This is a genomic window from Novosphingobium sp. ERW19, assembly GCF_012641315.1.
In the GTDB taxonomy this organism is placed as follows: Bacteria; Pseudomonadota; Alphaproteobacteria; order Sphingomonadales; family Sphingomonadaceae; genus Novosphingobium.
Map to the genome: position 1 here is coordinate 1 of NZ_JABAIC010000018.1, position 19,350 is coordinate 19,350.

At 59.9% G+C, this 19,350-nt stretch carries 16 protein-coding genes; 11 read left to right on the forward strand and 5 right to left on the reverse strand.

Annotated features, from left to right (window positions below; genetic code table 11):
• The 5 genes from trbC to HGI46_RS20795 all read left to right on the forward strand — a co-directional run.
• On the forward strand, positions 1-649 hold a 649-nt coding region (trbC, locus tag HGI46_RS20775), incomplete at its 5' end, for a type-F conjugative transfer system pilin assembly protein TrbC (protein WP_168905703.1).
• Positions 646-2,373 carry a conjugal transfer protein TraN gene (locus tag HGI46_RS20780; RefSeq protein ID WP_168905704.1) on the forward strand — a complete coding sequence of 576 codons (1,728 nt, stop codon included), beginning with the start codon at positions 646-648 and terminating at the stop codon, positions 2,371-2,373. The genes trbC and HGI46_RS20780, both read left to right, overlap by 4 nt.
• Positions 2,354-3,205, forward strand: a complete 852-nt coding sequence (locus tag HGI46_RS20785) for a conjugal transfer protein TraF (RefSeq protein WP_168905705.1) — start codon at positions 2,354-2,356, stop codon at positions 3,203-3,205. Before HGI46_RS20780 ends, HGI46_RS20785 begins: the two co-directional genes overlap by 20 nt.
• Position 3,206: 1 nt before the next feature.
• On the forward strand, positions 3,207-4,643 hold the full coding sequence (locus tag HGI46_RS20790; RefSeq protein ID WP_125955295.1) for a conjugal transfer protein TraH: 1,437 nt from the start codon (positions 3,207-3,209) through the stop codon (positions 4,641-4,643).
• 33 nt (positions 4,644-4,676) lie between these two features.
• Positions 4,677-7,379 (forward strand): conjugal transfer protein TraG N-terminal domain-containing protein, encoded by a 2,703-nt coding sequence (locus tag HGI46_RS20795; protein WP_168905706.1) that lies wholly within the window; start codon positions 4,677-4,679, stop codon positions 7,377-7,379.
• 457 nt (positions 7,380-7,836) lie between these two features.
• Here the strand turns inward: HGI46_RS20795 and HGI46_RS20800 are convergent, their stop codons facing one another.
• Complete coding sequence (locus HGI46_RS20800) at positions 7,837-8,307, reverse strand: Lrp/AsnC family transcriptional regulator (protein ID WP_118074371.1); 471 nt, start codon at positions 8,305-8,307, stop codon at positions 7,837-7,839.
• 154 nt (positions 8,308-8,461) lie between these two features.
• On the opposite strand from HGI46_RS20800, the gene hppD reads away from it, so the two are divergent.
• From hppD to HGI46_RS20830, 6 genes are all read left to right on the forward strand, one after another.
• Positions 8,462-9,580 carry a 4-hydroxyphenylpyruvate dioxygenase gene (gene hppD / locus HGI46_RS20805; protein ID WP_346766789.1) on the forward strand — a complete coding sequence of 373 codons (1,119 nt, stop codon included), beginning with the start codon at positions 8,462-8,464 and terminating at the stop codon, positions 9,578-9,580.
• Complete coding sequence (locus tag HGI46_RS20810) at positions 9,580-10,128, forward strand: VOC family protein (RefSeq protein ID WP_168905708.1); 549 nt, start codon at positions 9,580-9,582, stop codon at positions 10,126-10,128. Before hppD ends, HGI46_RS20810 begins: the two co-directional genes overlap by 1 nt.
• A complete protein-coding gene (gene fahA / locus HGI46_RS20815) occupies positions 10,125-11,423 on the forward strand; it encodes a fumarylacetoacetase (RefSeq protein ID WP_168905709.1) in 1,299 nt (432 codons plus the stop codon). The genes HGI46_RS20810 and fahA overlap by 4 nt, the downstream gene beginning before the upstream one ends.
• On the forward strand, positions 11,420-12,055 hold the full coding sequence (gene maiA / locus HGI46_RS20820) for a maleylacetoacetate isomerase (RefSeq protein ID WP_346766790.1): 636 nt from the start codon (positions 11,420-11,422) through the stop codon (positions 12,053-12,055). Before fahA ends, maiA begins: the two co-directional genes overlap by 4 nt.
• Before the next feature lie 105 nt (positions 12,056-12,160).
• Positions 12,161-13,345, forward strand: coding sequence for an amino acid aminotransferase (locus HGI46_RS20825; RefSeq protein WP_168905710.1), 1,185 nt, complete (start codon positions 12,161-12,163; stop codon positions 13,343-13,345).
• Positions 13,346-13,504: 159 nt separating this feature from the next.
• Positions 13,505-14,179, forward strand: a complete 675-nt coding sequence (locus HGI46_RS20830; RefSeq protein WP_118074372.1) for a nitroreductase family protein — start codon at positions 13,505-13,507, stop codon at positions 14,177-14,179.
• A 65-nt stretch (positions 14,180-14,244) separates the two neighbouring features.
• Here the strand turns inward: HGI46_RS20830 and HGI46_RS20835 are convergent, their stop codons facing one another.
• The 4 genes from HGI46_RS20835 to HGI46_RS20850 all read right to left on the reverse strand — a co-directional run bounded on the left by HGI46_RS20835 (position 14,245) and on the right by HGI46_RS20850 (position 19,200).
• Positions 14,245-16,152 (reverse strand): CocE/NonD family hydrolase, encoded by a 1,908-nt coding sequence (locus HGI46_RS20835; protein WP_168905711.1) that lies wholly within the window; start codon positions 16,150-16,152, stop codon positions 14,245-14,247.
• Between the two features lie 44 nt (positions 16,153-16,196).
• A complete protein-coding gene (locus HGI46_RS20840; protein ID WP_168905712.1) occupies positions 16,197-17,444 on the reverse strand; it encodes an MFS transporter in 1,248 nt (415 codons plus the stop codon).
• Between the two features lie 139 nt (positions 17,445-17,583).
• Positions 17,584-17,904: a multidrug efflux SMR transporter gene (locus HGI46_RS20845; RefSeq protein ID WP_118074834.1), complete on the reverse strand. Its 321-nt coding sequence runs from the start codon at positions 17,902-17,904 to the stop codon at positions 17,584-17,586.
• 27 nt (positions 17,905-17,931) lie between these two features.
• Entirely contained in the window at positions 17,932-19,200 is a 1,269-nt protein-coding gene (locus tag HGI46_RS20850) for an FAD-binding oxidoreductase (RefSeq protein WP_206065875.1), read from the reverse strand.
• Between the last annotated feature and the right edge of the window lie 150 nt (positions 19,201-19,350).

The following is a 19,350-nucleotide window of genomic DNA, read 5'->3' on the forward strand; positions in this document are numbered from 1 at the left end:
GGCCAGTGCCGGTGCCCCCGATGCCGACGCGCTGTCCGCGAATGCCCGCGCCAGAGCCGAAGCCCTGGCGCGGGAAGCGAGGACCAGCTCCGACGAGGCCGAGGCGCACGCTCGCCGCTACACGCGTGAGGCCGCCGCAAACACGAAGCCTGGTGAGGCCAGCACATTCGATTTTGACCGGATGGTGGCCGATGCCGGCGCCATGACCAGCGAAGGCATGGGCGAGGCGCCAAGGTTCATTGCCTTTGCTTCACTATCGATGCCGCCTGCAGCGCTGCGTGCGATGATCGACGACGTGACCAAGGCTGGCGGTGTTGTTGCCTTGCGCGGGCTGCCCGGCAACAGCGCCAAGGCTCTCACGGCGGCATTGGCCAAAGTTGCCAAGCCCGGCGAGCAGCTGGACGGCGTCGGCATCGACCCGCGGCTGTTCCGCGCCTTCGGGATCGAGGCGGTTCCCACCTACGTCGTCACCAGCAGCGACTTCGATCTATGCGACGGGTTCGGCTGCCGGACGCAAGTTCCGCCGCACGACCGGATGAGCGGCAATGTCAGCGCAGCTTACGCGCTCGAGACCTTCGCGCGCGGCGGCGGCCCCGGCGCTTTGCTCGCCGCCCACCACCTCGCCCGTCTTGAAAGGCAGGTTCCATGAAACGACCAGTCCTCTCTCTCGCTGGCGTGGGCGCACTTCTGCTCGCCCTCGCTAGCCCGCTCCACGCCCAGACCACAACCGATGCTGCCAAGGCCGACGGCAAGGCTTTCGGGCGGGACAAGGCAGCCTCGGCGCAAAGCGCGGCAACGACGAACCCGGATGCAAGCCGCATTCCCAATTTCGGCGGCACGCCGAGCCAGTCAGGTTACTTCGACGATCCTGACCGGATGAGCCGCGAAGCGGCGAGCCAGGCGACGACCAACACCGGCTACAAGGCCATGCGGGATTCGATGGACCGGCGCGCCCGATTTGCGCCGCAGGATCTCGATGCAACGATCGCGCGCAGCAATGTGATCAGCGATGACCCGCTCGCCTATACGAGCGGAATGGCCATCGGCGGCGCACAGGGGCGGTGCGTGCCCTTGCCGCCCGCCAGCGGAGCCGCGGCGCGCTACATGGCGACCTGCAATGTTGGCTTTACCGCGACACAGGAAACACGGACCTGCCCCGTGACATTAACCGCGCGTGTCGAGCAGCGGCAGGTCTACGGCTACTATTGCGTAGGCGGCAGCGGTGTGGACCCGGCTTCGGTCTACAATTGCAACCGCTACCCCGCGCCGCAATGCACTGTCACGCAGTCCTATCCGATCAACCTGTGCGATCCTTATTTCGGGATCTACTGGGGCTGTAACTCGGGCGATCTGAGGGTCGATCTCGTGAGTTGCACGGCGCCGGTCGATGGCGCGACGCCCTACACGGTGACAGGCGAGAACGTCGTCACGACCACGCGCGATGAAAGCCAGTGTGCTGGTCTTGCGGCTGATACCTCGTGCCAGCAGGACACCGAGACGTGCACGGACAGCGATCCGGTGACCCGCATCATCGATGGCATCGCCGTGACGCAGCCGTGCTGGGCGTGGAGCCGCAGTTACAGCTGTGCGCAGTTCACCGAGGCACAGGACTGCCAGACACTTGAAGCCACTCCGGGCTGCAAGCTGATGCGCGAAGACTGCCTCGCGGGGGAGCCCTGCCGCACCTGGGAGCGGGTCTACGATTGCCCGGTTCCACACCAGCCTGCGAACACCAACCAGTTCATCTGCGACGGTGATGTCTACTGCATCGATGGCTCGTGCGAGACCATCCAGCGCGAGGCCAACGACGAGTTCAAGGACGCGGCCGTCGCCTTGAACGCGATGAACCAGGCGCGCCGCGAATTCGATCCGGACAACCTCACCCTGTTCAAGGGAACCCGAGAAAGCTGCTCGTCCAAGGTCTTCGGCGTGCTCAACTGCTGCAAGGGCAAGGGCTTCCCGCTTATTCCGGGCATCCAGCTACTCGTGGCGCTGGGCTGCAGCCGCGAAGAGATGCTGCTGCATCAGAAGGATGCACAGGGTCTGTGCGCCTACGTCGGCACTTATTGCTCGTCCTCGTTCCTTGGCGTGTGCCTGACCAAGCGCAAGGTCTATTGCTGCTTTGAATCCAAGCTCTCGCGGATCCTGCAGGAGCAAGGCCGCCAGCAGCTGAACAAGCCCTGGGGCAAGCCGAAGACCGAGCAATGCCAGGGCTTCACCATCGACGAGTTTGCCCGGCTCGACCTCTCGAAAATGGATTTCAGCGAGGTCTATGCCGAGTTCACCGACGCCGCCCGCCTGCCTGACGAGCTGCAGGCCACTCAGGACATCCAACAGAAGATCGAGGACTACTATGCCCGCGCCCGCCAGTAAGGCCGCGTGGCGGCTGCTTGCCGCCTGCGCGATTACCAATTCCGTTTGCCAGTTGTCTCCGGCGACCGCCCAGTCGGTCGCAAGCCGGACCGATGCGCCGCCCAGCGCACAATCGGCCGAGCGCCAAGATAGCTTCTATTGCGAGGAACGGCGGCTCGGATACTGGTTTTACTGCGAACGTCCCAAGACGCCGGAGCAGAATACACCCCTGCCTGCGCCTACGGCCAGCGCGACCAGCCAACTTGATGCGATCACGGCGACTTTGCGCGAACTGAAGGCCAAGGCGATCCTCGAGCCGACGCCAGCAAATGTGACGGCCTACATCCGCTTCCAGCGGGCCCAGCTAGACCGGGCGTCGCTCTTCAGCGACGTCTGGCAACGGGCCATCTGGCAGGATCCCGAGCTCGACTACACGCTACAGCGCCCGGTCTCGACGCTCGGCAAACGCCAGTGGCAGGATTCGCGCAGCGCGGAACGGAACGCGGCAATGGCACAGCTCTCCGAGCGCTACGGCCTCTTCTACTTCTTCGCCCAGAGCTGCGGCGCTTGCGAAGTCATGTCGCCAATCGTGCAGAGTGTTGCCTCGACCTGGCATATCGCCGTGCGCGCTATTTCCACCGATGGCGGCCCATCGCGGCATTTCCCGAACTACACGGTCGAGACCAACCAGCGCAGCCGCATGGGGCTCGAGCCCAAGATCACGCCAGCGGTCGTGCTCTGGGACGCGCAGACCGGCCGCCCCATCCCGATCGGCTACGGCGTCATGAGCGCCGACGAGCTGCAGGACCGGATTTACCTACTCACATCGAAGGAAGCTGGACGTGACTACTAGGATGAAAAGAGCCGTCGCTGCGCTTCTTGCAGCCGCCCTCCCCTTCGCCCTCCCGCTGTCTGGCGCATCGGCCGACGTCGGCAGTTCGATGGACTCGTTTCTGAACGACGTCGGGGGGGCTGCCAACGTCAACGGACCGACCGCGTTCCAGGGGCAGTCAGCTGGCTATTACAGCCTCGGCAATGTCTGGACACGCTTCCCGCAGAAGACCACCAACATCGCCAATCTGCAGCTGCCGCGCGCCCGCGCCGGTTGCGGCGGCATCGACATCTTCGCCGGGTCCTTCAGCTTCATCAACGCGAGCGAGATCGTCGCGATGCTGAAGGCAGTCGCGAACAATGCAGTCGGCTTCGCCTTCAGCCTGGCGATCGACACGGTCTGCCCGGAATGCTCGAAGATCATGCAGGAGTTCAGCCAGAAGGCTCAGCTCATGAACAACCTCAACATCAACTCCTGCGAAATGGCGCAGGGACTGGTGGGCGGGATCTGGCCGAAGGGCGACCTTGCCGACAAGGCAATCTGCGAAGCGATCGGCAACTCCGAAGGGATTTTCACCGACTATGCTGCAGCCAAGCATGGGTGCGGCACCAGGGGGCAGCGATCGAGCACGACCGCGCAAGGCTCGGGCAAATACGATGACGTCAATCCCGGCGTGCCGCGCAACTACACCTGGACGATCCTCAAGAAGTCGGCGTTCTTCTCGCCAGGCGGCCGGTTCGACGAAGAGCTCGCCGAATACGCGATGACGCTGCTCGGCACGATCATCTACGTGCCGGCCAAGGACGATGAGCCGGGCAAGTTCGTGCCGATCGTCGGTGAGGCATCGTCCACCCTCGTGTCTTCGCTGCTGGATGGCACCGCGAATGGCAACGTCCTCATTTTCGACTGCGACGAGCCGGAGAAGTGCCTTAACCCCGGCTTCAAGTCGCTGAGCCTGCCGGCATCGAAAGCGCTGCGACCGCGGGTGGCGGCGCTTATCGGCGGCATGGTTCAGGCCATCCGCGACGACACCGCGATCAGCGAAGAGCAAAAGGAACTGCTGCAAGTCGCGTCCATCCCGCTCTACAAGATCCTGACCGTCCAGGCGGCCTATGGCCGCGGCATGCCGACCGACGACCGGGAGACCCTGGCCGAGATCGCCAGTGTCGACCTGCTGTTTGCCGTGCTCGACCGGATCGTGAGCGAGGCGGGCCGCTCGATGTCGAGCTTTATCGGGGCCGACGAAGCCAAGATCGCGATGTGGCAGAATCAGGTCAATGTCGTGCGTCAGGCGCTCGCTGACCGGCAGGCCAACACGCATCTCAAGGTCAATGCGGTGCTGCAGATCATCGAGAAGACGGCGTTCATCGAGAACATGCTGGCCGCCTCGATGTCGCCCGGAATGGCCGCATCGCTGGACTGGTCGCGCGGCGTCCAGAACCGCGCCCTCACCCACTGACCGGACCAACCACATCCAGGCGGGACAACAGACATGGTCGAGATTTTCACGGTCGGCGGCGGGGACTATCTGGTCAACGTCTTCCAGGCGGTCGCCGCCTGGACCGGCAACGGCGGTTACAAGAGCCTGCTCCAGGTGGTGATGGTAATGGGGCTTGGCCTGTCCGCCCTCACCCTTGCGTTCAATCAGGACTGGCGCGCCTGGATCAACTGGTTCCTCGGCGCAACGCTCATTTACTCCTGCCTCATGGTGCCGCGGCTCGATGTCCATGTGACCGACCGGCTCAACCCGAGCCTTGCCCCGGCCAATGTCAGCAACGTGCCGCTGGGCCTGGCCTTGATGGCGAGCTTTACCAGCCAGGTCGGCGACTATCTCACGGGCTCGGCAGAAGTGGTGTTCGGCCTGCCTGGGGATCTCAACTATTCGAAAAACGGGATGATCTACGGCGCGCGGCTCTACGATGCGACCCGCTCCTTGCGGATTTCTGATCCGGAGTTTGCTGCCAATCTCGACGAGCATTTCCGGCAATGCGTGTTCTACGACGTCCTGCTCGGCCGCTACTCGATGAAGGAGCTGGCGGAAACAGGCGACATCTGGGCGACGATCGCGCCGGGGAGCCAGGCGCGCGCGCAACGGTTCCTGACCCGGGATACCGCTTCGGGCCAGGTGAGCTCGAACATCGTGACCTGCCGCGAGGCCTACGACACGCTCAATGCGCAGTGGTCCGGACTGGTCGATGCGATGGGATCAGTGTTCGGCCGTCAACTTTACCCCAACCAGACGGCCGCGCTCGCCAAGGCGAAGCTCTTTGCCGACCTGCCGGTGGCCTATCAGTACCTCACCGGCGTCTCGGCCAACGCGACCGAAATCTTCAAACAGACGCTGACCATCAATGCGATGAGCCAAGCCATGCATTCGATGTCCGGCAGCAGCGGTGCCGGCAACGTTGACGTCTACGCACAGACCCGCGCCGACATTCAGACCGAGCGGACCTATGGCTCGATTGCGAGCAACGCGATGAAGTGGGTCCCACTCCTGAACGTCGTGCTGACCGTGCTGTTCTATGCGCTATTTCCGGTGCTCTTCCCGCTCTTCCTGCTCCCCAAGACGGGACCTGTCGCACTCAAGGGCTATGTGACAGGCTTCTTCTATCTCGCGGCCTGGGGGCCGCTGTTCGTGATCCTCCACATGATGCTGATGTACAAGGGTGCGGCCGACATGAGCGCGGTCACGGGCAGCAACGGCCTCAGCCTGGCGAGCTTTACCGGAATGGCCGACGTCAACAGTGATATCGGTCTGCTGGCAGGCTATCTCATCGCATCGGTGCCGTTCCTGGCAGGGGGTGTGGCCAAGGGCGCCATGGCGATTTCCCACCATGCCACGAGCTACCTCAACCCGAGCCAGAACGCGGCCGAGGAAGCGGCCCGCGAGGCGAGTACCGGCAACGTCTCGCTCGGCAACACGAGCTTCGAAAACTCGAGCGTCCTCACCCGCCAGTTCGCACAAGGGACGATCGCGCCGAGCTTCACGTACGGCGCGCCGCAGACACGGACCTTCAGCGACACCGGAGCAATGACCACGAGCTTTCCGGACGGCAGCTACGATCAGATCCCGACATCCAGCTATCCTTTCACGCCGACGCTGGGCCAGGAGTTCACGGCACGCCTGTCGACGATGGCATCGCAGGCCCGCGCCAACAGCGAGACCTATGCCAATGTCGCAACGGAATCGACGACCAGCGCGGTCACGAAGTTCCGCGAGCTCAGGGACCAGTTCAGCCGGGGCGCATCCTTCGATAGCGCGACCGGTACCTCGAATTCCGACAGCATCCAGACCGCGTTCAGCGAGGTCGACCAGGCATCGACCAGTCTGCAGCGGCAATTCGGACTGTCGCGCAGGGCAGCGGACGACATCACTGTAGCGTGGTTTTTGAACGGGGAAGCTGGCGCGAGCGCTGGCGTGACAAACGGAGTCGCATCCGCAAACATCGGCGCCAAGGGTGGGCGAAACCAAGCGTGGACGGACAGCGACATTGGCATCGCGTCGGAGGACCGCTCACGGATCTTCGGTAGTTTGTCTCAGATGTCCGACAGCAGGAATTGGTCGAGTACTCGCGACGGCTTCGTTCGCTCGGTCAGCACCTCGAGCAGCTCGTCAATTTCGAGCACCGCGAGTGGCATGAGCGCATCGCTGACCGAAGCGCAGAGCTACAGCCGGGAGGCACGCCGAGCTGAGGAGCTCGCCAATCGTCTCGAGAGCCAGGCGTCCTTCTTCGAAGGGAACAGCGCTGCAGGCAGCCTCAATTTGTCCCAAACCTACCGAGAATGGGGTCTCACCGAGATCGAAAGCAACCGCGATTTCTATAGCAATGCGCGGTTTGACGATGTCACTTTCCAGCTCAGCGCGGAAGGCCAGGCGTTGCAGGCCAAATTCATCGAAAGCTACGCCGAGCAGCTTCGCGAGGGGATCGAAGATCGCCTCGTCCTGGCCGCCGGGCAGCCTGTATCCCGTTCGGCTATCTCTGGCTCCGGATCAGTACGCGGGCGCGCGCAGATTGGCGGAGCGGGCTCCGGCACAGTGCCGCAGGTCGACGCTGGTAATATCCATGATGAGGCTCAAAGAGCTCAGGCTGCCGGTCGCCAAAAGATCGGCGGGTCCAGGAGACGTCTGGACGCTGTCACCAAGGGAGCGCAGGGCGCTAGTGCGGAGGCCGCCGATGACGTCAAAGAGTGGTAGCCGTCAGCCCTTCAGAAGGTCCCAGTAGAGGACTCGATCTCGGCACTTTTATGTCTTTTTTATCAGTGCTTTAGCTAGTTCGGGTTTTGCCAAAGGCCCGCAAAAAGCCCGAAATCGCCACATAACGTATTGGTTCGATGCCTTTTTGGGGACTCGAGCGTCTCAGCTATCGCAGATTTCCGCCATTTGCACTCGGAGAACAAAAACAGAAAATGGGCCTCTGATTCGAGTTTCAAATGTCACCAGTGGCAAGCTGACGCAACGCACAATGAATGCCGGATTTTGCGGGGGCAGGTCAAACCAAACGAAGCTCTGCGCCGAGCAGTCGAAACTATGTTCCTGCGCAGAGTCCTAACCGAATAGGCTCACATCCGGCTAACACGCAAATCAGCACCTATGGCATCGACACTGCAGTGATCGCTCTGCAGTCTTGCAAATCGCTTGAATCAATCGCTCGTCAGTTTCTTTCCTTCTCTGATATCGGCAGGGCTGTCGTGTGTTTAATCCGGTCGAGGACTACACTTGTCCTGACGCTCGCAACATCGCCATGGCCGAGCAGTTCGGTGTTCATCAGCTTGGAGTATGCCCGCAAATCCGGGACCACAATCCGGAGCAGGTAATCCAAATCTCCCGTTGTCGAAGCGCAAGAGAGGACCTCGTCAAGCTTGGTTATGCGTTCATGGAACGTCCTGACGATATCGGGCGCGTAGGAACTGAGCGATACGGCGACATAGGCTTCCACTTGCAAGCCCAGCTTCTGCTCATCAAGCAGAGCGACCTGACCGGCAACTATGCCCTCATTTTGCATGCGCAGAATTCGTCGAGACACCTGCGAGGGCGAGAGGTGTACACGCTCCCCCAGTTCTGCGTGTGACAGAGATGAATCGCTCTGGAGATGCTTCAGAATTTTCCGATCAATCCTGTCCATGCGTCAAACTTTCATGATGATGCATATTTTCGCGATTAACGTGCGCAATCAGATCTGTCACGACTGAACTACGCGCACAACACGCATGCTGTTCTTGGTAGTCGATGGTCACGCCTTCCCGGCAACCGCAGCATCACCAAAAAAGGCTCAATCCGTGACTGAACCGACACACCGCCAAGACCTCTTCGAAAATCCGCTTGGACTCGACGGGTTCGAGTTTATCGAGTTCTCGGCCCCGCAGAAGGGCATGCTCGAACCCGTGTTCGAGTCGATGGGCTTCACCCGCATCGCCCGGCACCGTTCGAAGGATGTCGAGTTGTGGCGTCAGGGAGGGATTAATCTCATCGCCAACTATGAGCCAAAGAGTCCAGCTGCCTACTTCGCGGCCGAACACGGCCCGTCCTGCTGCGGGATGGGTTGGCGCGTGCGCGATGCTGCCAAGGCCTATGCCGCGGCAATTGAACGCGGCGCGGAGCCGGTTGCCGTCCACGCAGGGCCGATGGAGTTGAAGCTGCCGGCGATCCGCGGGATCGGCGGCTCGATCATCTATCTTGTGGACCGCTACGAAAGCCATGAAAGCGGCAGCAATCTCACGATCTACGATATCGACTTCGTTTATGAACCCGGCGCAGACCGTCATCCGGTCGGCGCTGGCTTCCACACCATCGATCACCTTACCCACAACGTTTACGGCGGGCGTATGGCCCACTGGGGGGATTTCTACGAGCGCGTCTTCGGCTTCCGCGAAATCCGCTATTTCGACATCAAGGGCGAATATACCGGCCTGACCAGCCGGGCGATGACCGCGCCCGATGGCAAGATCCGCATTCCGCTGAACGAAGAGGGGCAGGCGGGTGGCGGTCAGATCGAGGAGTATCTGCGCCAGTACAATGGCGAAGGCATCCAGCATATCGCCTTCGCCAGCAATGATCTGATCGCGTCGTGGGATGCACTCAAGGGGTGCGGCACGCCGTTCATGACCGCCCCGCCCGCCACCTATTACGAAATGTTGGACGAACGTCTGCCCGGCCACGGCGAGCCGGTGGAAGAACTGCAGAAGCGCGGCATCCTGCTCGATGGTTCGACCGAAAAGGGCGATCTACGGCTGCTGCTGCAGATCTTTTCTGAAACGATGATCGGACCGGTGTTCTTCGAGTTCATCCAGCGCAAAAAGGATGAGGGCTTTGGTGAGGGTAACTTCACTGCCCTGTTCGAGAGCATGGAGCGCGATCAGCTGCGCCGCGGTGCGCTTCAGGTGGAAGGAGCCGAATGATGACGACCTCGGCACCCAGCCTGAAGCGCATCCACCATGTCGCCTATCGTTGCAAGGATGCGCAGGAAACCGTCGAGTGGTACAGCCGCGTCCTAGGCATGGAATACACCACCGCTTTTGCGGAGGACAAAGTGCCCTCGACCGGTGAAGACGATCCGTACATGCATATCTTCCTCGACGCGGGAGGTGGCAACGTACTGGCGTTCTTCGAGTTGCCCAACCAGCCGGAATTGGACCGCGACCGCAATACGCCTGCCTGGGTTCAGCACCTCGCCTTCGAGGTTGCGGACGAGGTCGCGCTGCTGGCAGCCAAGGCTCATGTCGAAGCCCAGGGGATCGAGGTGCTGGGGCCGACCTACCACGGGATCTTCAAGTCGATCTACTTCTTTGACCCCAACGGCCACCGGCTCGAATTGGCCTGTAATATAGGCACACCAGAGCAATATGCAGAGCTGCGTGAGCTCGCTCCGGTCATGCTGGAAGAATGGAGTCGGACGAAGCGGGCACCGCGCCATGCGGCTTGGCTGCACACGGAGCCCGCTGAATGAGCCATATCGATCATACGCATGATCGCGAGGCGAGCAGCTGGATAGATGGAGCGGACAAGCACCCCGACTTCCCGGTGCAGAACCTCCCCCTTGGCATCTTCTGTCTCGGTGATGGGCAGCGACGTGTCGGGACTGCTATTGGGGACTCGCTTCTCGATCTGTCCGGGCTTTCACGAGACGGGCTTCTTCCTGGCAGCGTTTGCCCAGCACTGGAAACGGGCACGCTAAATGCGCTGTTCGCGCTATCCTACGCGGAGAGAAAAGGACTTCGCCATGCGGTATTTGCGAGCCTGACGAATCTAACGAGCCGAATGGCTTTGCTGCCGCACATTTATCCGTCGCAGCACTGTACAATGCATCTGCCCTTCACGGTCGGCGACTATACCGACTTCTACGTTGGCATTCATCATGCCACCAATGTCGGCAGGCAGTTCCGGCCCGACAATCCTTTGCTACCAAACTACAAGTACGTACCGATCGGCTATCATGGCAGGGCATCTTCAATTCGCCTCTCGGGGACCCCGGTCATTCGTCCGAAAGGGCAACGTAAGCCGCCCGACTCTGACCTGCCCGGTTACGGCCCGAGCTTCCGTTTGGACTACGAGCTGGAACTTGGAATCTGGATCGCGGGAGAAAATGCGCTGGGCGAGCCAGTCCCGATCAGCCAGGCCGGTTCCCGCGTTGGTGGCCTTTGCTTGCTCAACGACTGGTCAGCGCGCGACCTGCAAGCTTGGGAGTATCAACCGCTCGGCCCGTTCCTGGCCAAGAACTTCCTCACCAGCGTTTCGCCCTGGGTAGTCACCGCAGAGGCCCTGGCACCGTTTCGCATAGCGCAACCTGCCCGGCCAGAAGGTGATCCAGCGCCTCTGCCCTATCTGTTCGATCCTGCTGATCAGGCCGAGGGCGCATTTGCGCTGACGCTCGAGACCTGGATCGCGACACGGAAAATGCGTGAGGCGGGGATACCACCGCACCGGCTGGGGACCGGTCCTGCCACATCGATGTACTGGACTGTTGCGCAGATGGTGACACACCACACCGCCAATGGCTGCAACCTGATGCCCGGCGATCTGCTGGGTACGGGCACGATTTCGACTCCGGATCCGTCGGGCCTGGGTAGCCTTATGGAGCTGTCCCAAGGGGGCAAGGCGCCTGTGACCTTACCGGATGGCGAAGAACGCAGCTTCCTCGAAGATGGCGATGAGCTGATCCTGTCTGCCCGCGCGGTGCGTGACGGCTTCCGCTCGATCGGCTTCGGCTTGTGTAGCGGAGTGGTGGAAGAGTCCCGAACATGATGCGATTGCACGACTACTGGCGCTCGGGTGCGGCCTATCGTGTACGCATCGCCCTGAACCTCAAAGGCGTAGCGTACGAGGCGCTTAGCCATGACCTGCGCACTGGCGCGCAGCGCGACCCTTCCTTTCTGGCGATAAACCCGCAGGGCCTGATTCCTGCGCTAGAGGTGAACGATGCCTGCCTCACCCAGTCACTGGCTATTATCGAATGGCTCGAGGAGAGATACCCGGAGGTTCCGCTCTTACCTTCGGATGCGGAAAGTCGGGCCATCGTGCGAGGCATGGCGCAGGTCGTCTGCTGCGACATCCATCCTCTGAACAACCTTCGGGCCCTCAATGCTTTGCGCAACGATTTCGGTGCCGATGAGGCGGCGGTCAACGACTGGATCGCGCACTGGATCAGAGACGGCTTCGTGGCGCTCGAGGCTTTAATCGAGGAGCATGGCGGCCAGTTCGCGTTCGGTGACACAGTAGGCTTGGTGGATTGCTGCCTCGTCCCGCAAGTTTACTCCGCCGAACGCTTCGAAGTCTCATTGGAGGCCTTTCCCGCCATTAGAAAGGTAACGAAGAATGCAAGGTCTGTGGCGGCTTTTGCAGCTGCGGCCCCGGAGCGGCAGGCCGGGTCGGGCTGAAGTCCGCCATCAATCCCTAAGAGAGCATGACCACCGAAACCAGGTCATGGCCGACCAAGATCGTGCTGTCTGGCGCAAAGAACCAGGCGAACGTGGAGAAGCATTATGCATCAAAGTCAGTTTGGATCACTAGCCCAACAAGCGCCCGATTCCTTGCTCGGCCTTATCCGCCTGTTCCAGGAGGACCAACGGCCACACAAGATCGACCTTGGTGTGGGGATCTTCCGAGATGATCAAGGTCTTACGCCGGTATTGGGTGCCATCAAGGCGGCCGAACGTATCCTGGTCGAGCAGCAGGAGAGCAAGTCCTACCTTGGCCCGGTTGGTGATTCCGGCTTTGTCGATCTTACGGCACGTCTCGCGCTGGGCGATGATCTAGCGACTTCGCCAAGCCTAGTCGGCTTGCAAACCCCGGGGGGCAATGGCGCACTTCGCCTTGCATTCGAATTGCTCGCAGAGGCCTCGAAGGACTCAGCGGTTTGGGTGGGCAGCCCGACTTGGATGAACCATTTTCCTTTAATAGCCTCGACTGGCCTTGAGAGCCGCCACCATCGTTTCTACGATCCGGCGACCTTGCGGATCGATTTCGATGGCATGATGTCTGATCTCGCATCCGCCAAGCCAGGGGATGTCCTCCTGTTGCACGGATGCTGCCACAATCCGACCGGTGCGACTTTAAGTAGTACAGAATGGACGGAATTACTCGCGCTGTGTCAGCGCCAGGGCCTGCTTCCCCTCATCGATTTTGCCTATCATGGACTTGGGGATGGTCTTGAGGCCGATGCAGCACCCGTAAGGATGTTTGTCGAGAACTTGCCTGAAGCCATTGTCGCCTACAGCTGTGACAAAAACTTCGGGATGTACAGGGACCGTGTTGGATCCCTATTTGTGAAGGCGGCGACGCTCGCTCAGGCTGATGCGGTGCGCTCGCAGCTATTCGGCACCGCGCGCGCAATGTGGTCCATGCCGCCGGACCATGGTGCGGCGGCATGCCGGATCATCCTTTCCAGTCCGGAACTACGGTCCGTTTGGCAGGAGGAACTAGATACGATGCGGGAAAGGATAAACGGGCTCCGGCAGGCTGTTGCGAATTCACTGCCGCGACTGTCCGCAGTTGCCAATCAGCGCGGACTTTTCTCGCTTCTGCCCATCTCAACAGATGCGGTACGACTGCTTCGGGAGGAGAGCGCGATCTACATGGCGCCGGACGGTCGCATCAACATTGCGGGCTTGAGTCAGGCAAATCTTGCTCACTTTGTGGAAGCGACCTCTCGGTTTCTGGAGAATTGATGCGAGCAGTTTTGATGCTGTTTAGTGTTGCTCTGTGAACAAGGCATCCTCCTGAAATCCCGAACTTCACAATTGCCGTCGAGCACATTTCATTCTATCGTGTCGACACAGAGTCGGCAGAATTTGCCACTGCCGCGGTCGAGCTAGGAGTGATGGGCCATGAAAGAGCATGATGCGATACCTCTTCCCGACCGGATGGATTATCCTCATCCGGAGATGATCGAGCGCGCGGAAGCGTTTTACGAGGAAATGCGGAAACGCCACACCGTGCGCGAGTTTTCCGACCGGCCGGTGCCACGTGAAGTGATCGAGTACGCCGTAAAAGCTGCTGGCACCGCTCCCAGCGGGGCAAATCACCAGCCCTGGTACTTCTCCATCATCGGATCAGCAGAACTCAAAAAAGAACTGCGTGAGCGTGCAGAAGCGGAAGAGCGCGCTTTCTACAGCGGCAAGGCAGGCGAGGAGTGGCTCGACGCACTCACTCCTTTGGGCACAGACGACCAGAAGCCGTACCTTGAAACGGCACCCTGGATCATTGCCATCTTCGGGCAACGTAAGGGGGGCATTCGCAAGGGCATCGAGCGCCAGAACTACTACGTTCCGGAGTCGGTCGGGATTGCCATGGGCTTTTTGATCTCAGCCTTGCACCATTCCGGTGTAGCGACGCTGACCCATACTCCCAAGCCAATGACCTTCTTGAATGATATGTGCGGTCGTCCAGCTTCCGAAAAACCCTATCTTCTGCTGGTGTGTGGATATCCGGCCGACGGCGCGACGGTTCCCGTCCATGCCAAAGTCAAAAAGCCTTTCGAAGAGATTGCGGATTATCGCTAGTGCCAGCGGGGTTGGGCGAACAAGGATAGCAGCTCGCCCAACCCCTAGCCTGTCCCACTAGGTGCTCATTTGGATGGTTGCGCCCTTGGTTCAAGAACCTCCAAGCTCAGCGCCGACGGATACGAAGAACCCCGCAGGATCGTTATTCGAGCCGAACGGGGTGATGCGTTGTCGGTGGCGATATCGTTGCCGGTGCCTGGATTGACGCTGATAAACGGGTAGGCGCTACTGAAGACGGATAAACGCAAGCGATGGCCGACTCGCAGTGTATGCCCCTTCTCGCCCAGATTAACTTCGAGCTTCACGGTTTGGCCTGGCTTCAAGAGCGCAAGACGACCAGAACCGCCACGATAGCGGGCGCGCAGAACGCCGGCCCATCCGGAATCAAGACGAATGGCAGTACCATTGGGTGCTACATCTTCAAGCAAGGCGACTATGTCAAAGTCCGGCACGTCAGCCTGAACATAGATCGAGAGCCTGGCATTTCCCAGAAGAGTGAGGGGAGTCGTGAGAGGCGGTGTGGCATAAGTAAGGACGTCTGGGCGCGCCAGTTGGTGAGAGATGTCAACCGGCCCGAGTAAACCCCCGGCCTGGACCCTGCGGCCATTCGCCGGAAGGTCACTGCGAACGGGATTTGCGGGATCGTGCGTGTACTCGTCGAGCGCGTTTTGACCTGGACCGGCTTCAAGGAGCCCCTTACTGGAGATTGCATTGGCTCGCCCCGATCCGCCAAGAAACAATTTTCTGGACTTCACAAGAGGACTGGGAAGGCGCTCCGCCTCGATCCAACGGTTCTGGCCCGGAACGAACATCTGAACGGACGGCCATGCGGGACGGCGGGCGGTTCCCTTTAGGCACCAGTCGAAGAATTCCCGGGCCATCCGCTGGCCTGGCTTGTGACCCCTGGATTCGACAGCAAGTGCGCCGATCCTGTCGATTGGCTGCCCGGTGTCACGGGAATAGCCGCCTTCTGACGCTCCGGAATGGTCCCAAGGGCCGACGATGATCCACTGGTCATCTGCAGATGCCGCAAGTCCGCGCATCGCTCGATAATTAGCAATGCTACCTGGCAATGTTGTGTCGTACCAGCCAGTGAAAGTTAGCGCCGGTACATTGATCCGGCGATAATCCTCGAGACTGAGATGAACTTCGGCCCACATGTTGTCCGAAGTCTGGTGTTCGAGAAACTGGCGGTAGACCGGGATTTCAACGCCATGGGCCTCAAGGTCCGCCGTCAGGAGGGGGCGATGCGAGAGTAGTTTGTCATAATCCACTGGAGCAGCTTTGCCCGCAAGGATAGGAGTTACGTGCGGCGTCCAGCCCAAGGCCCAGCCTTGCATGAAGGCACCGCCAAGGAAAGGGGGGCCGTCAAATCCGCTCTGGAAGTTTGCATTGGGGCTAATACAGGCAAGCCCCTGCGGCCTACCAATTGCCGTCTGGAGTGGGTAGGTGCCGCTGTAGGAGCTGCCGCGCATACCGACTTTTCCGCTCGACCAGCGCTGGGCCGCAGCCCATTCGACAATCTGAGGCCCGTCGCGCCGGGCGTCTGCCATAAAAGTGTGCGTTCCTTCGCTGGCCCCGGTGCCGCGAGCATCAACCACGATAAACGCGTAACCATGCCCTGTCCAAAAACCGTGTTCGACCGATGAACTGAAGGTGCTGCGCCGTCCGTAAGGCGTTACCTCGAGGATGACGGGATGCGGCCCTGCGCCGTCAGGCAAGTAGAGGTCGGCTGTAAGAGTAGTCCCATCATTTAGAGCAATCGAGACAATCTGTGCACCTTCTCCAATCTGACTTTCGCGGGCTGGAGCATCAGGATGACGCAAGAATTCGGCAGAATCAGGTCCAACGAAAGCGATTGCGGCAGCTATCGGGCCAAATAAAAAGCGCATCATCCAAGATCCTTTTCGTAAATGCTGCTCAATGCGAGCCAAGGACCGTGTTTGGTCTTGCAGAAACATCAAACCGAACATGGCATGTGCTTACTTCATTCGGAAGTAGACCATCGATGCAGACCTTAGTCGCGGTCTGGCGCAACGATTTTCCTGAAGTGTATGAGGGACACCGAAAACAGCAGGGCAGCCAAGGGTCCGAGAACTATTCCGACCAGCCCGAGCGAATAGCCTAGCTGACTACTTTGGGTGAACAATCGTTCATTCAACGCAGCCGTGATGATTGGTCCGAGTGAGTAACCGACAAGGTTCGTCGTAATGAAATAGATGGCCGCCATCCGGCCTCGCAACTCACCTGGTGTCGCCTGCTGGATCGCGAGCAGTGATATCGTTGGAAGCATCGAAACGAAGAGCACGGCGAGGCTCAAGGGCAGTAGAACAGTATCGCTGGACCAGGGGGCCGCCATGCTGGCAAGCGACAAGGCGATCAGGATTGCTCCAAGTCGCAGGACGCGAGCTGCCGCATCCGAAACTCCCTTCTGCTGCATCCGGCGCACGATGAAGCCTCCGGCGAGGATGCCCAGCGGACCCAGGAGCAAAAACTGGATGCCTGTAAGGAGTCCCACATTGGCAGGCTGCCAGCCATATCCCCTGATCAGGTAGGAGGGCAGCCAGTTCATGAAGGCAAATGACATGATTGCCACGAGGCAAACTGCCGAAAAGTGAGACAGGATCCACTTGCGGGCTGAGAAAAGGAAATTTGCCAACCCTGCCTTGCCATCAAGGGCATAGGTTTCGAGGCGGCGCGGCGGCTCACGCGCGGACAGAGCCAGCAAAACGCCAAGAATGCCGGGCAGGCCACATGCAACAAAAGCAAACCGCCAGCCCTCTATGGGTGGCAGGCTGGCGATCTGGAGCGGTCCTATGATTTCGGAGAGGGATAACAGCAGCCCCCCGCCAACCAGAGCCAGGCCCGTTCCGAACATGGCGGCGGTTCCGTAAACGCTGGTTGCCACTGCCCGCCTCTCGGGACGAAAATAGTCGGCGATCAGTGAAATTGAAGCCGGGCTCGCCACAGCCTCGCCCATCCCCACTATAGGCCGCGCGACAATCAAGGCTTCATAACTGTCTGCAAGACCGCAGGCGATCGTTCCTGCGGTCCAGAGGGCAATGCCAGCAGCAAGCAGCCGGAGACGATGCATTCGATCCACCATCCAGCCCAATGGGAAGCCGAACAGCGTATAGAACACCATGAAAGCTGGCCCTTGCAGGACTCCAATCTGGATATCGGTGAGAGCGAGTTCGGCTCTTATCGGATCTACAAGCAGGTTCAGAATCTGCCTGTCGAGGATCGCAACTACGGAAATGAACATGAGCACGGCTACGCCGAACCACGCCGATTTCTCCGACCCGGAAGAACCTGATGATGACGGTTGCAATATCCCCTCCTAGGTCTTTACGTTCTGGCCAGGTTTCGTGGTATCCTTGGTCCTGCAATGGACAGCCTGGAAACTAGCCTGCGCTCGTTGATTTCATCAAAACGATGCCGGTCAGTATCAAGATTGCGGCAACGAGCCGGATGGCAGTCGCACTCTCACCAAGGAAGAAGATACCTGCGACAAAAGCCCCGATTGCGCCGATCCCGGTCCAGACAGTGTAGGCTGTACCCAAGGGCAGGGACCTCATCGCGAGGGCGAGCAAGACAAAACTCCCCATCGATGCAACGAGTGTCACAGCACTGGCACCTGGACGACTGAAGCCATCCGACAATTTCATGGCAGTCGCCCAGACGATTTCCAGAAGACCAGCTAACAGCAAGTAGGCCCAAGCCACATTGCACTCCATCCAGGAAGCGGGCGATCACTCAAAGACGCAGCCGGGATTCAGAATTCCCTTAGGGTCCAAAGCATTCTTAAGTAAGCGCATCATGCCAACTTCTTGAGATGAACGTGTGCGAAGGAGCCAGGCCCGCTTCTCGAAGCCAATCCCGTGTTCCGCAGAAATCGTACCTCCAAAAGATTCCAGGGCTCCATAAACGTCTTCATCGCAGTCTTCCCTGCGAGCATCTTTACGACCGGGCTTGACAAAGAAATGAAGATTGCCGTCAGCAATGTGACCCATCGTATAACAGATGCTGTCAGGCCACCGGCGTTTCAGATTGCTCTCTACGAGCTTCACGTAGTCCGGCATGTCGCCGATAGGAACACCAACATCATAGCCAAAGGACGGTTTGTCGCTGAGGAATGGCTCAAGATTCTCGCGGAGGTCCCACAGGTTTCGTCGTTCCTGCTCTGACTTGGCAATGACTGCATCGGCGATGAGATCATCGCCGAGAGCGGTTTCGAGCGTTTCGGTCAGAAGGGCTTCATTTATTTGCGAGTCCGCCCCTTCGGTCTCGATGATCACGTAGAAGGCATGCCGTTCTTCAAAGGGGCTGCGACGCCCGTTGAAACGCAATTGTTCTTCCAGATAAGATTGCCACATCACCTCGTATGCCGAGAGCATTGTGCCAAACTTCAGTTTCGCCAATTGCAGGAGCTGAGCCACTTCATCGAAGCCGCGTAGCGCGACCATTGCGGTTCGTCGGTCTGGCTGCTGAGGAAACAGCCGCAACACAGCTCGCGTTACAATTCCCAATGTGCCTTCCGAGCCGATGAACAGCTGTTTGAGGTCGAAACCGGCATTGTTCTTGAGCAGCTTGTTCATCGACGAGATTACGGTGCCATCCGGTAGGACCGCTTCGAGCCCCAGAACCAAGCTCCGCATGGATCCATAGCGCAAGACATTGATCCCGCCGGCGTTGGTCGAAATGTTGCCACCGATGGTGCAAGATCCGCGAGCGCCTAAATCAAGTGGAAACAGCAGATGGTAGCCTGCCACCGCCTCCTGAACGGTCTGCAGACAAGCACCGGCCTGCACAACGCAACTGGCGTTTACCGGATCAACGCTCTCGATCTGGTTCATGCGTTCAAGGGAGATGGCAATCCGGTTCGCCGTCGGCTCGGCGCCTGCAACCGGTCCGGTACCACCGCCGACTACGACCACTTCTTGCGAAGCCTCATGACACAGACGCAAGACGGTACTGACTTCAGATGTCGTCTTCGGCCGCGCCATTGCCAATGCAGACATTGGCTCCGAATTCCAAAGACTGGTAGCTCTGGTTCCCAGCGCGTCACTTGACAGGAGGCCGCAAGGCCCGAGTGCCGATGACAAGGCCTGCAACAGTCTGTTGGTGTTACCCCCCTCCATGCGTTCAACCTCGTTCCCAAATAAATGTTG

What these genes read in the sequence shown, in the direction of transcription:
- HGI46_RS20780 (WP_168905704.1), top strand. Translation starts at nt 646, where the DNA reads ATGAAACGACCAGTCCTCTCTCTCGCTGGCGTGGGCGCACTTCTGCTC.
- HGI46_RS20785 (WP_168905705.1), top strand. Translation starts at nt 2,354, where the DNA reads ATGCCCGCGCCCGCCAGTAAGGCCGCGTGGCGGCTGCTTGCCGCCTGC.
- HGI46_RS20790 (WP_125955295.1), top strand. Translation starts at nt 3,207, where the DNA reads ATGAAAAGAGCCGTCGCTGCGCTTCTTGCAGCCGCCCTCCCCTTCGCC.
- HGI46_RS20795 (WP_168905706.1), top strand. Translation starts at nt 4,677, where the DNA reads ATGGTCGAGATTTTCACGGTCGGCGGCGGGGACTATCTGGTCAACGTC.
- HGI46_RS20800 (WP_118074371.1), bottom strand. Translation starts at nt 8,307, where the DNA reads ATGGACAGGATTGATCGGAAAATTCTGAAGCATCTCCAGAGCGATTCA.
- HGI46_RS20810 (WP_168905708.1), top strand. Translation starts at nt 9,580, where the DNA reads ATGACGACCTCGGCACCCAGCCTGAAGCGCATCCACCATGTCGCCTAT.
- fahA (WP_168905709.1), top strand. Translation starts at nt 10,125, where the DNA reads ATGAGCCATATCGATCATACGCATGATCGCGAGGCGAGCAGCTGGATA.
- maiA (WP_346766790.1), top strand. Translation starts at nt 11,420, where the DNA reads ATGATGCGATTGCACGACTACTGGCGCTCGGGTGCGGCCTATCGTGTA.
- HGI46_RS20825 (WP_168905710.1), top strand. Translation starts at nt 12,161, where the DNA reads ATGCATCAAAGTCAGTTTGGATCACTAGCCCAACAAGCGCCCGATTCC.
- HGI46_RS20830 (WP_118074372.1), top strand. Translation starts at nt 13,505, where the DNA reads ATGAAAGAGCATGATGCGATACCTCTTCCCGACCGGATGGATTATCCT.
- HGI46_RS20835 (WP_168905711.1), bottom strand. Translation starts at nt 16,152, where the DNA reads ATGTTCGGTTTGATGTTTCTGCAAGACCAAACACGGTCCTTGGCTCGC.
- HGI46_RS20840 (WP_168905712.1), bottom strand. Translation starts at nt 17,444, where the DNA reads ATGTTCATTTCCGTAGTTGCGATCCTCGACAGGCAGATTCTGAACCTG.
- HGI46_RS20850 (WP_206065875.1), bottom strand. Translation starts at nt 19,200, where the DNA reads ATGTCTGCATTGGCAATGGCGCGGCCGAAGACGACATCTGAAGTCAGT.